Annotated in this window: 10 protein-coding genes; 2 read left to right on the plus strand and 8 right to left on the minus strand. The window is 74.4% G+C overall.

Translation table 11 applies throughout. The annotated features are described in order from the left end of the window. Positions 1-71: 71 nt before the first annotated feature. The 3 genes from HUT16_RS13480 to HUT16_RS13490 all read right to left on the minus strand — a co-directional run bounded on the left by HUT16_RS13480 (position 72) and on the right by HUT16_RS13490 (position 4,876). Positions 72-1,766, minus strand: a complete 1,695-nt coding sequence (locus HUT16_RS13480) for a serine/threonine-protein kinase (RefSeq protein WP_176188458.1) — start codon at positions 1,764-1,766, stop codon at positions 72-74. 155 nt (positions 1,767-1,921) lie between these two features. After that, on the minus strand, positions 1,922-3,010 hold the full coding sequence (locus HUT16_RS13485; protein WP_176188459.1) for a protein kinase: 1,089 nt from the start codon (positions 3,008-3,010) through the stop codon (positions 1,922-1,924). A gap of 201 nt (positions 3,011-3,211) precedes the next feature. Beyond that, the gene (locus HUT16_RS13490; RefSeq protein ID WP_176188460.1) at positions 3,212-4,876 is read right to left on the minus strand and encodes a serine/threonine-protein kinase; all 1,665 of its coding nucleotides are present in this window, start codon (positions 4,874-4,876) and stop codon (positions 3,212-3,214) included. 229 nt (positions 4,877-5,105) lie between these two features. Between HUT16_RS13490 and HUT16_RS13495 the strand changes: the two genes are divergently transcribed. Continuing rightward, a complete protein-coding gene (locus HUT16_RS13495; RefSeq protein ID WP_176188461.1) occupies positions 5,106-5,747 on the plus strand; it encodes a hypothetical protein in 642 nt (213 codons plus the stop codon). Positions 5,748-5,825: 78 nt separating this feature from the next. On the opposite strand, the gene HUT16_RS13500 is transcribed toward HUT16_RS13495, so the two are convergent. The 4 genes from HUT16_RS13500 to HUT16_RS13515 form a co-directional block, all read right to left on the minus strand. Continuing rightward, the gene (locus HUT16_RS13500) at positions 5,826-6,944 is read right to left on the minus strand and encodes a GuaB3 family IMP dehydrogenase-related protein (RefSeq protein ID WP_176188462.1); all 1,119 of its coding nucleotides are present in this window, start codon (positions 6,942-6,944) and stop codon (positions 5,826-5,828) included. Positions 6,945-7,112: 168 nt separating this feature from the next. Further along, entirely contained in the window at positions 7,113-8,615 is a 1,503-nt protein-coding gene (gene guaB, locus HUT16_RS13505) for an IMP dehydrogenase (protein WP_176188463.1), read from the minus strand. Positions 8,616-8,875: 260 nt separating this feature from the next. Further along, on the minus strand, positions 8,876-9,595 hold the full coding sequence (gene shbA / locus HUT16_RS13510; RefSeq protein WP_176188464.1) for an RNA polymerase sigma factor ShbA: 720 nt from the start codon (positions 9,593-9,595) through the stop codon (positions 8,876-8,878). A gap of 195 nt (positions 9,596-9,790) precedes the next feature. Further along, positions 9,791-10,402 (minus strand): response regulator transcription factor, encoded by a 612-nt coding sequence (locus HUT16_RS13515; RefSeq protein WP_014136228.1) that lies wholly within the window; start codon positions 10,400-10,402, stop codon positions 9,791-9,793. 534 nt (positions 10,403-10,936) lie between these two features. Here HUT16_RS13515 and HUT16_RS13520 point away from each other — a divergent pair. Further along, entirely contained in the window at positions 10,937-11,263 is a 327-nt protein-coding gene (locus tag HUT16_RS13520; RefSeq protein WP_030905003.1) for a WhiB family transcriptional regulator, read from the plus strand. Between the two features lie 85 nt (positions 11,264-11,348). Here HUT16_RS13520 and HUT16_RS13525 read toward each other — a convergent pair whose 3' ends face one another. Next, the gene (locus HUT16_RS13525) at positions 11,349-12,350 is read right to left on the minus strand and encodes a LysR family transcriptional regulator (protein ID WP_176188465.1); all 1,002 of its coding nucleotides are present in this window, start codon (positions 12,348-12,350) and stop codon (positions 11,349-11,351) included. Between the last annotated feature and the right edge of the window lie 37 nt (positions 12,351-12,387).

The raw sequence follows: 12,387 nt of genomic DNA on the forward strand, positions 1-12,387 counted from the left end.
GGCAGCCTAGGCCCTGGAACCCGTCTTGTGTACCCGCCGGTAACACCAAAAGGCGGCGTGTCGGATTCCGGTCAGATGGTCGGCGTGAAGTTGTTCAGCACGGTGGTGAACTGCCGCAGGCTGTCGCGCCAGTCCTTCTCCGGCCCCGACACGTACACCATGAACGCCGTCCCGTCCGCGCGCCGGAACTCGACCTCCTTGGCGTGCCGGCGGGCGTCCTTCGCGCCGAAGGCGAACTCCCACACCGCGGCCTCCTGGCCCTTGATCTTGACGGTGTCGAGGGTGGTGCGCTGGTAGTCCTTGAGGCTCTTGGCGAGCGAGCCCTCCATCTCCAGGAAGTGGTCCTTCGGGGCGAGGGCCTGGCCGACCGAGACCGCGAACAGCAGGAAGTGCTCCTGGTTGTCGGGCGTGTAGTAGATCTGCCCGCCGTCGTGCTCGCTGCGCTCCCAGGTCCCGTTGGTGGGCAGCAGGAAGCGGAACCCGGCCGGGTCGTCCGTCCAGACGTACCCGGGGGGCGCGGGCGCGCCGCTGGGCAGCGGGCTCTCGCCGGTCAGCGGGTTGTCGCCGGACGGGGTCGGGTCGGGCGCCGCGACCGTCCCCTGCCGGTGCTGGTGGACGTAGTACGCGCCGCCGCCGGCCCCGGCCAGCAGCAGCACGCCGACCAGCGTCCAGAGCAGCGCCCGCCCGCGCCGCCGGGGCGCCGGGGCGGGGGTCGGAACCGGAGCCGGAGCCGGAACCGGGGCGGTGGCGGTGGCGGTGGCGGGCGGCTGGGCCGCGGTCCGGCCCGGCTCGGTGCCCGCCTCGGACGCCGCGGACGCCCCCGACGCCGCGTCCGCCGGGTCGGGGACGGTCTGCGCGGTCCGGTCGACGACCGGGACCACCTGGGTGGGCAGCCGGGACGCCCCGGGCTGGTCGGGCACCCGCATGCTGACGGTGTGCCCGTCGGCGACCTCGCGCAGCATCCGGCCGACCTCGTCGGCGCCGGGCCGCTCGGCCGGGTCCTTGGCCATCAGCGCGGCCAGCACCGGCCCGAGCCCGGCGGCCCGGCGCGGGGTGGGCAGCGGCTCGTCGACCACCGCGGTGAGCGTGCTGAGCGGGTTGTCGCGGCGGAACGGGGACTCGCCCTCGACCGCGTGGTAGAGCGTCGCGCCCAGCGCCCACAGGTCGGAGGCCGGGCCGGGCCGCTGCCCCTGGGCCCGCTCCGGGGCCAGGTAGTCGGGCGAGCCGACCAGGTCGCCGGGGCGGGTGATGTCCATCGCGCCCTCGAACGTGGCGATGCCGAAGTCGAGCAGCACCACCCGTCCGGTGCCGTGCTCCAGCAGCACGTTGGCGGGCTTGACGTCGCGGTGCAGCACCCCCAGCTGGTGGCCGCGGTGCAGGGCGGCGAGCACCTGGAGGCCGACGTCGGCGGCCTCCCGGGGCGTCAGCGTGCCGTCCTGGGTGATCACGTCGGACAGCGCGCGGCCGTCCACCAGCTCCATCACGATCCACGGCCGGCCGTCCTGCTCCAGCACGTCGTGGATGGTGATCACACCCGGGTGCTTGATCCGGGCCGCGGCCCTGGCCTCGCGCTTCATCCGGGACTGGAGCATCTCCAGGTCCTCCTCCGAGAGGTGGCTGACCGTCAGTTCCTTGACGGCCACCTCCCGGTCCAGCATCTCGTCCCTGGCACGCCAGACGGTCCCCATCCCGCCGCGCCCCAGACGCTCGCCGAGCGCGTACCTCCCGGCCAGCAGACGGCCGGTCGACTGGTCCTGTGCGCCCATGACCGTCCCCCCTTCGCTCCCCCACCGCCGGTCGGACGGGGTCCTGGCAGACCGCGTGCCTGCTCGCACCGACGGTTCAGGAGGCAAGCCTAGGCCGCACCGGGCCGCCCGGGAATCGCGACCCGGTCCACGCGCCTCACCGTGACCGGCCGCTCTCAGCCTGCGACCGCCACGATCACGGCGAGCGCCGCCGCCAACAGCACCAGCACGCCCCCCAGTACCAGCGGCCCGAGCATCCCGGGCGGCACCCGCGGCGGACGGGCCGGGGCCTGACGGTCCGTCGCCCGCTCCGCCCCCGCCCGGCGCCGGCCCCGCGGGTGCGGCACCAGCGGCCCGGCCGCCGGGCGGGGCACCGGCAGCAGCGGGTCGGGCGGGCCGTCCAGGGTCGGTTCGGGTGCGAACACCAGCAGGTCGCGCAACTCCCGCTGGACGGCGGCCGCGTCGGGCCGGGCCGCGGCGTCCGGCCGCAGCAGCCGCTCGACCAGCGGCCGCAGCGGGCCGCACCCGTCGGCGGGGTGGTGCCGCCCGTCCCGGACGGCCGCCAGCAGCGTCGGCAGGTCGTCCTCCGGGTACGGGCCGTGGCCGGTCAGCAGCCGGTACAGCAGCACCCCCAGCGCCCAGGTGTCCGCGGGGGCGCCCGGGTCGATCGCCCAGCGCTCGGCGAGCGGTCCGAGCATCAGCGCCCGGGTCTCGTACACCCGGCGCGGCACCTCGCCGCCCAGCGCCGCGCACAGCTCCTCCTCGGCGGCGCCCAGCAGCAGCCCGCCGAGCATCGCCGCGCCGTCCTCGCAGACCAGCACCGTGCGCAGGGTCAGGTTCCCGTGCGTCAGACCCGCCTCGTGCAGCGAGCGCAGCGCGCCCGCCAGGTCGGCCCCGATCTCCGCCACCCGGTACGGCGAGACCGGCCCGTTGCCCGCCAGCCGCTCCAGCGGCACCCCCGCCACCGCCTCCTCGGCGACCCACAGCACCTCGCCGTCCGGCCCGGCCGCGAGCCCCCGCAGCAGCCGCGGGTGCGACCCGGCCGCCGCCGCGACCTGCGCGACCCGCGCGGTCAGCCGCGGCCCGTACGACGGCGCGGACTCCTCCACCGGGTGGCCCGGCACCAGCAGGTCGGGCAGCTCCAGCCCGAACAGCCGCACCCGCGCCCCGCCGTGGACGTCCACCGCGGGAACACCGACCTCACCCTCCGGACGGTCCGTCACCCGGTACCGTCCGGCCACCACCTGACCCGGGGCCGCTCGCATGCCTGTTCCTCACGCCGTAGTCCGGCCAGCGTACGGCCGCCGCCTGCCCCCGCGACCGTACGGTACGCGCTTTCGGCCGCACGACCGGAAGCCGCCCCACCGCCCCCGTGCCCCCGTCGGCCCGCGCCGGAGCCGCCCCCCGCCGGGCGCGTCGGGCGTGTCAGGCGCGTCGGGCGCGTCGGGCGCGTCGGCGGCGGCCCGTCACGGCGCGGGCTGGAAGCTCTCGAAGGAGGTCTGCCTGGCCTGCGAGCCCTCCGGCGCCGACCACACCTCCTCGGGCATGGTCCAGTAGATCGCGTACCCGTACTTGCCGTTCCCGGTGACGAAGCCGCGGTTGAGCGAGTGCAGCAGGGCGCCGCTCTTGCCGGTGTACGTCCACTCCCAGTCGGCGGCGTTGCTCCAGTCCCGGTACGCGACGGACTCCACCCTGACCTTGCGGTAGTTGGTCATCTTCGCGTTGCGGTCGGAGGCCTGCCAGTCCTTCAGCGCGCTGTCCCCGGCGGGGCTCTGCCAGTCGACGACCAGCCGCAGCCCGCGCCCCTCGAAGCGCCGGCTGGTGGAGCGGTAGTCCTGCCCCTGGTCGGCCATCCACTCGGGCAGCGTGATGCTGAACCCCGACGGGTCCTTGTACACCTTGTACCCGGCGGGCACCTGCCCCCCGGAGGCCGACGGCGAGGGCGGCGGCGCCGAGGCGGAGTCGGCGGCGGAGGGCGACGACGACGGCGACGGCGAGGACGAGGGCGACTCGGACGCCGCCGCGGAGGGGCCGCCCGGCACCCCGCCGCCGCCGGCGTCGTCGCGCCGCCGTCCGCGGAGCCCCGCCCGCCCGTGCCGCCCTGGTCGCCCTGGGCCAGAACGCCACCAGCGCGGCGACCAGCACCAGCACCGCGGCCACCGCGACCCGGCCGTCACCGCGCGCCGCCGCGCACCGGACGGCCCGCCCGCGGGCGGGAGTTCGGCCGTCCGCTCGACCCGCCCCGGCTCGGCGGGGACCGGCGGGGCCGGGACGGCCACCGTCTCGGCCTCCGGCAGCGGCTTCCCGGCGGCGATCAGTTCGAGCAGCGGGCGGGCCGTGTCGGCGTCCATCCGCTTGGCCGGGTCCTTCTCCAGCAGGCCCTCGATGACACCGCGCAGCGGCCCGGCGTTGCGCGGCGCGGGCAGCGGCTCGGTCATCACCGCGGTGAGGGTGGCCAGCGCGTCGCCCCGGTCGTACGGCGGGACGCCCTCGACCATCGCGTACAGCGTGCCGCCCAGCGACCACAGGTCGGCGGGCGGTCCGGGCAGCTTGCCGCGGGCGCGCTCGGGGGCGATGTAGGAGGGGGCGCCGACCAGCATGCCGGTGGAGGTGATGGAGGTGTCGCCCTCGACGCTGGCGATGCCGAAGTCGGTGAGCACGGTGCGCCCGTCCTCGCCGATCAGCACGTTCGACGGCTTGACGTCCCGGTGCAGGATGCCCTGCCGGTGGGCGGCACCGAGCACCCCGAGCAGGTCGAGCGCGATCGCGGCGGCCCGCTCGGGGGTGAGCACGCCGTCCTCGGCGACCACGTCGGCCAGCGAGCGGCCGGAGACGAGTTCCATCACGATCCACGGCCGGTCGTCCTCCTCGACCACGTCGAAGACGGTGACGGCGGAGGTGTGCCGGATGCGCGCGGTGGCCTTGGCCTCGCGCAGGGTGCGGACCACCAGCCGGTGCTTCTCGATCTCGTCGACGGTGCCGGTCATCCGGAGTTCCTTGACGGCGACGATCCGCCCCAGCATCTCGTCCTCGGCCCGCCAGACGGTGCCCATGCCGCCGCGTCCGAGCACCTCTCCGAGCCGGTAGCGGTCCGCCAGCAGTCGGCCGGTCGGTTCCTGCGGCTGCGTCATCGGTGCGCTCTCCCCATGGTGTTGCGGCCCGCGGCGGGCTCCCCGGCCGTGACCTGACGACATGTCGGACCGCCGGGGGTGGCGGTCGCACGCCGGACACCCATCATCCCCTGTCCCGTACCGCCCCGGCCACCCGCCCCTTGCGCTGCCCGTCGGGGCTGTTCGGCTGTCCGTTCGGACTGCTGGCCTCTGCGCGCTCTTGACACCACAGAAAACGGGGGAGACCGCGATGAGCACACCCGACCCGAACAACCCCTACAACCCGTACGCCACGCCCACGGTTCCGCCGCCGGGCCAGTCGGGCCAGCAGCCCCCGGCCGCCCAGGGCTGGGGCGCCCCGCAGGCGCAGCCCCCCGGGGCGCCGGGTTACGGCGTGCCGCCGCAGCCGGGCGCACCGGGCGGCCAGCCCTGGGGGGCCGCCCCGATGGCGCCGCCGGCCGCACCGGCCGCACCGAAGAACGGCGCCGTGGCGATCCTCACCGGCCTGGCCGTGGCCGTGGTCGTCGGCGTCGTGTACGCCTTCGTCGTGAAGGCCATCGACCACGAGTTCAGCTGGGCCGTGATCGGCATCGCCGCCCTGGTCGGCTTCACCATCGGCAAGCTCGGCGGCAAGAACCCGGTGCTGCCGTTCTTCGGCTCGCTGTTCTCCGTGATCAGCCTGTTCGTCGGCGAGTTCCTGGCCATCGCGATGATCCTCAGCGACGAGGCCGAGAAGTACGGGGCCAAGGTGTCGACGCTGGAGGTCTTCACCCAGCACTTCGACACCCTGTTCGACGCCTGGAAGGACAACTTCGACGCCTACTCGGCGCTCTTCGTCATGCTGGGCCTGGTCATCGGCTTCACCACCACCAAGAAGGCCGCCGACTCCTGAGCCAGGCGCCTCCCCGCAGCCGGAGGGCCCCCGCCGCGACCCGCGGCGGGGGCCCTCCGTCCGTTGCCCGGCGGGGCGTCAGCGGCCGGGATTGACCGTGACCTCGACCCGCTGGAACTCCTTGAGCTCGGTGTAGCCGGTGGTGGCCATCGCCCGGCGCAGCGCGCCGAACAGGTTCATGGTGCCGTCGGGGGTGTGCGACGGGCCGGTCAGGATCTGCTCGGTGGTGCCGACGGTGCCCAGGTGGACCCGCTTGCCGCGCGGCAGCTCCTCGTGGACGGCCTCCATGCCCCAGTGGTAGCCCTGGCCGGGCGCGTCGGTGGCGCGGGCCAGCGCGGCGCCGATCATCACCGCGTCCGCGCCGCAGGCGACCGCCTTGGGGATGTCGCCGCTGTAGCCGACGCCGCCGTCCGCGATCACGTGCACGTACCGGCCGCCGGACTCGTCCATGTAGTCGCGGCGGGCGGCCGCGACGTCCGCCACCGCGGTGGCCATCGGGACCTGGATGCCCAGCACGCCCCGGGTGGTGTGCGCGGCGCCGCCGCCGAAGCCGACCAGCACGCCGGCCGCGCCGGTGCGCATCAGGTGCAGCGCGGCGGTGTAGGTGGCGCAGCCGCCGACGATCACCGGGACGTCCAGCTCGTAGATGAACTGCTTGAGGTTCAGCGGCTCGGCCGCGCCCGAGACGTGCTCGGCCGAGACGGTGGTGCCGCGGATCACGAACACGTCGACGCCGGCGTCCACCACGGCCTTGGAGAACTCGGCGGTGCGCTGCGGCGAGAGCGCCGCGGCGGTCACGACGCCGGAGTCACGGACCTCCTTGATCCGCTCCTTGATCAGCTCGGCCTTGATCGGCTCCGCGTACACCTCCTGCAGGCGCCGGGTCGCCGCCGCCTGGTCGGTGATCGCGGCGATCTCCTCCAGCAGCGGCCGCGGGTCCTCGTACCGCGTCCACAGCCCCTCCAGGTTCAGCACGCCCAGGCCGCCCAGCTGCCCGATCGCGATGGCCTGCTGCGGCGAGACCACGCTGTCCATCGGCGCGGCCAGGAACGGCAGTTCGAACCGGTAGGCGTCGATCTGCCAGGCGATCGAGACCTCCTTCGGGTCACGCGTACGGCGGCTGGGGACGACGGCGATGTCGTCGAAGGAGTACGCCCGGCGGCCGCGCTTGCCTCGCCCGATCTCGATCTCAGTCACTTCGAGCCCTTCTGCTGCTTTCCATCTCCCGACCGGGTCCCCCCGGCCACGCCCCAAGTATCCCGTACGCGCCCCGGCCGCCCCGCCAGGGGCGCACCCTCTCCCCCGAACGGCAGGAATCCGCCCGGACCGCGTTCCCCTGCGGTCCGGACGGATTCCCGGTGGGTCCTAGCGCGCGTTGTAGTTCGGCGCCTCGACGGTCATCTGGATGTCGTGCGGGTGGCTCTCCTTGAGGCCCGCCGAGGTGATCCGGACGAACCGGCCCTTGGTCTGCATCTCCCCGATGCTGGCCGCGCCCACGTAGCCCATGGTCTGGCGCAGGCCGCCGACCAGCTGGAACAGCACCGCGCCCAGCGGGCCGCGGTAGGGCACCTGGCCCTCGATGCCCTCGGCGATCAGCTTCTCGTCCGAGGAGACCTCGGCCTGGAAGTAGCGGTCCTTGGAGAAGGACTTCGCCTGGCCGCGGGTCTGCATCGCACCCAGCGAGCCCATGCCGCGGTACGACTTGAACTGCTTGCCGTTGATGAACAGCAGCTCGCCCGGCGACTCCTCGCAGCCGGCCAGCAGCGAGCCGAGCATCACGGTGTCGGCACCGGCGCACAGCGCCTTGCCGATGTCGCCGGAGTACTGGAGGCCGCCGTCGCCGATGATCGGGACGCCCGCGTCCTGGCAGGCCTGGGCGGCCTCGTAGATCGCGGTGACCTGCGGGACGCCGACGCCCGCGACCACGCGGGTGGTGCAGATCGAGCCGGGGCCGACGCCGACCTTCACGCCGTCCACGCCCGCGTCCAGCAGCGCCTGGGCGCCGTCCCGGGTGGCGACGTTGCCGCCGACGACGTCCACCGGCACCGCGGCCTTGATCTTGGAGATCCAGGACAGCGCGTTGTGCGAGTGCCCGTGCGAGGTGTCGACCACCAGGAAGTCCACGCCCGCGCCGACCAGCGCCTGGGCGCGGTCGAAGGCCTCGGCGGAGGCGCCGACGGCGGCGCCCACCAGCAGCCGGCCCTCGGCGTCCTTGGCGGCGTTCGGGTACTTCTCCGCCTTGACGAAGTCCTTGACGGTGATCAGGCCCTTGATCCGGCCCTCGTCGTCGACCAGCGGCAGCTTCTCGATCTTGTGGCGGCGCAGCAGCGCGACCGCGTCCTCGCCGGAGATGCCGACCTTGCCGGTGATCAGCGGCATCGGCGTCATGATGTCGGCGACCTTGCGGCTGCGGTCGGTCTCGAAGGCCATGTCGCGGTTGGTGACGATGCCCAGCAGCTTGCCCTCGGCCGTGGCCACCGGCACGCCGGAGATCCGGAACCGGGCGCACAGCGCGTCGGCCTCGGCCAGCGTGGCCTCCGGGCCGACGGTGATCGGGTCGGTGACCATGCCGGACTCGGAGCGCTTCACCAGGTCGACCTGGTTGACCTGGTCCTCGATCGAGAGGTTGCGGTGCAGGACGCCGACGCCGCCCTGGCGGGCCATCGCGATCGCCATCCGCGACTCGGTGACCTTGTCCATCGCCGCCGACAGCAGCGGGATGTTGACCCGCACGTTGCGGGAGATCCGCGAGGAGGTGTCGACCTGGTTGGGCAGCACCTCGGAGGCCCCGGGCAGCAGCAGGACGTCGTCGTACGTGAGTCCGAGCATCGCGAACTTCTCGGGTACGCCGGCGGCGTTGTAGGACATGGGGAACCTTCCGGTGGCGGGCCGTCGTTCTGCGCACGGGCACCCGGGTGTCACTCACCGGCCGCCAAGACGTCCGGCGCTCTCGGAGGAACCTCCAACGGAACCCCGTGCGCACCGGAGAAACTTTGGCGACCCGACCAGGCGCCGATACCCCATGGTACTGGTGGTGCGGGGTAGGTCGTCGCGCCCTCTTGACAACACCCGGCCCGCCGCGCTTGTTCCGCGTACGGCCCGTGCCCGCCCAGCAGCGCGGACGGGACTCAGCCGCTCTCCTCCGCCAGCGCCCGCAGCCGCGACAGCGCCCGGTGCTGGGCGACCCGCACCGCGCCCGGGGACATCCCGAGCACCTCGCCGGTCTCCTCCGCCGACAGCCCGTCCGCCACCCGCAGCAGCACCAGCTCGCGCTGACGGGCCGGCAGGTAGGACAGCAGCTCCTTGATCCACGCGGCGTCGCTGGACAGCAGCGCCCGCTCCTCCGGGCCGAGCGAGTCGTCCGGCGTCTCCGGCAGGTCGTCCGGCGGGATCACCGTCGAGCCGGGCCCGCGCATCGCGGCCCGCTGCAGGTCGGCGATCTTGTGCGCGGCGATCCCGTACACGAAGGCCTCGAACGGGCGCCCGGTGTCCCGGTAGCGGGGCAGCGCGCAGAGCACCGCGACGCAGACCTCCTGGGCCACGTCGTCCACGTGGTGCCGGGCCCCGCCGGGCAGCCGCACCAGGCGGCCGCGGCAGTACCGCAGCGCCAGCGGGAGCACGTAGCCCAGCAGCGACTCGATCGCCGGGCCGTCCCCGCGGACCGCCGCCGCGACCAGTTCGGCCACCTCGGGTGACGTCCCCGCGCCGAGGACGGGCGGGCGGGCCCCCGCCGACGGGCCGTCGGATCCGCCCGGCCGGTCGTCCGGTGCCGACGACGGATCGGCAGCCGCACCCTCGGGGGCGGGCTGCACCGGGTCGGGCCCGGCGGCCTCCTCGTCGTCACGCATCGGTCCATGGTGCCTGGTCGGGCCGGAAAACGCGGCACCGCGTCCGGACTTGTGCATCGGAACGTTATCCGTCGCCGCGTGCACCGTGCCGCCTCCCCTGCCTGTCCGCTGGTCCCCGAGGTGCTCCACTACTCCATGGTGCAGCCTCGGGACCACAACGTCACACGTCCGAGCGAGCGCAGTTCGCGCGCCCGCTCAGCGGACCAGGCCCCAGCGGAAGCCCAGCGCCACCGCGTGCGCGCGGTCCGAGGCGCCCAACTTCTTGAACAGCCGCCTGGCGTGCGTCTTCACGGTGTCCTCGGACAGGAACAGCTCGCGGCCGATCTCGGCGTTGGAACGGCCGTGGCTCATCCCCTCCAGCACCTGGATCTCACGGGCCGTCAGGGTCGGCGCGGCGCCCATGTCCGGGCTGCGGAGCCGGCGCGGCGCCAGGCGCCAGGTCGGGTCGGCCAGCGCCTGGGTGACGGTGGCCCGCAGTTCGGCGCGCGAGGCGTCCTTGTGCAGGTAGCCGCGGGCCCCGGCGGCGACCGCGAGGGCCACCCCGTCCAGGTCCTCGGCGACGGTGAGCATGATGATCCGGGCGCCCGGGTCGGCCGACAGCAGCCGGCGGACCGTCTCCACCCCGCCGAGGCCGGGCATCCGGACGTCCATCAGAACGAGATCGGAACGGTCGGCCACCCAGCGGCGGAGGACCTCCTCACCGTTCGTCGCAGTGGTCACCCGGTCCACGCCGGGCACGGTCGCCACCGCACGGCGAAGCGCCTCCCGGGCGAGCGGGGAATCGTCGCAGACGAGTACGGATGTCATGACCGTCCTCCGCAGCTGATCCGCGTCACGTTGAGCCTCCTGGCTGGTACGAACCTCTCCGACACGGCCCCGGGACGGACCCGTTCCGATCGCCTCGCTGCGCGACCGTTCCCGATGTCCTGCGCCCTCTGACCGCCTCCGTACATCCAACGACCGTCACTCGAATGAGTTACGGCTTCACGTCCATCTCCACCACTGTACGTGGCCGACCCATCACAGAAGAGCCACCTCGCGGTGCACGCGCCGCACTTTTGTGCAGCTCGCACGCGGTGTCCGCGCCGCGCACGCCCTCCGGAGGCGGTCCGCGCCGGGGCGGACACCCGATCGGTGCAGCATTCGGGTTCAAACCCCTTGCCCCTTTTGTCCGTTTTTATAGCTTCTGTCAGGTCATTGACTGATTCGTCGGTCTGTGGGTGACTTGTCCGTGTAGTGGGCGTAAGTCATATTTCCAGGTGTCCGTACCGGCCCCGTGCAGCCTCGCCGCAGCGACCGCGACCGAGCAGTCAGGGTCCCGAGCCATGAAGGGAACGAGCCATGGCAGATTTCTCCCGCCTCCCAGGCCCCAACGCAGACCTCTGGGACTGGCAGCTCTCCGCCGCCTGCCGCGGCGTCGACAGTTCGCTGTTCTTCCACCCCGAGGGCGAGCGCGGTGCGGCCCGGACCTCCCGCGAGACGAGCGCCAAAGAGGTCTGCATGCGCTGCCCGGTCCGCTCCCAGTGCGCGGCCCACGCCCTCGCCGTCCGCGAGCCCTACGGGGTCTGGGGCGGCATGACCGAGGACGAGCGCGAGGAGCTGCTCGGCCGCTCCCGCAACCGCCTGGCCGAAGTCCCGCTGGCGATGCCGCAGACCATCCGCCGCTGAGGAACCGACCCGCCGCGGCCGTCCCCGCCGCAGCGGTCCGCGCCCCGCGGACGCGCCGCCCGCCCGTCCCCGGCCGGCGCCGCGCTCAGCGGGCGGCGGCCGCCGCCGCGAGCTGCTCCAGCATCAGCGCCACCGCCGGAACCCCCTCCAGGTCCGGCAGGGTCAGCGCCACCACCTCGCGCCGGGCCGGCTCGCCCGACGCCACCCGCACCGGCACCGCCGCCACCCCGGGGTGCCGCACCGACTCCAGCGCCAGCCCGGGCAGCACCGCCACCCCCAGGCCCGCGCCCACCAGGCCCACCACCGCCGGGTAGTCGTCCGTCGCGAACTCGATCGCCGGCCTGAAGCCCGCGTCCGTGCACAGCTCCACCAGGTGCCCCCGGCACTGCGGGCAGCCCGCGATCCACTGCTCCCCCGCCAGCTCGGACAGGTCCACCGGCTCGTCCTCGCCCCGGTCCGCCAGCGGGTGCCCCGCCGGGACCAGGCCCACCAGCGGATCGTCCAGCAGCGGGCGCACCACCAGCTCCGACCAGTCGTTCGCGGCCGCCGTCGCGGCCGCCTCCAGCACCGCCTCGGCCCGCGCCTCGCGCAGCGTCGCGTGCGGGGACGGCAGGCTCGGGCCGCCCTGCGAGTCCGGGTACCGGAACGCCAGCGCCACCTCGCACTCGCCGCCGCGCAGCATCGCCAGCGCCTGGGCCGGCTCCGCCTCCACCAGCGAGACCCGCACCCCCGGGTGGGCCGCCCGCACCTGCGCCACCGACCGCGGCACCAGCGTCGAGCTGGCCGTCGGGAACGAGACCAGCCGCACCCGCCCGGCCCGCAGCCCGGCGATCGCCGCGACCTCCTCCTCGGCGGCCGACAGCCCCGCGAGGATCCCGTCCGCGTGCCGCAGCAGCACCCTCCCGGCCTCGCTCAGCTGCATCTCCCGGCCCGCCCGCACCACCAGCGGGGTGTCCACCGCCTTCTCCAGCGCCTTCATCTGCTGGCTCACCGCGGGCTGGGTGCACCCCAGCTCGCGCGCCGCGGCGGAGAACGACCCGGTCCGGGCGACGGCGTGCAGGACGCGGAGGTGGCGGGCTTCGATCACGCGGTCAACTGTAAGGGGGGCCGGAACGGGGGCGCCG

The sequence above is a fragment of the Kitasatospora sp. NA04385 genome (assembly GCF_013364235.1).
Classification (GTDB): domain Bacteria; phylum Actinomycetota; class Actinomycetes; order Streptomycetales; family Streptomycetaceae; genus Kitasatospora.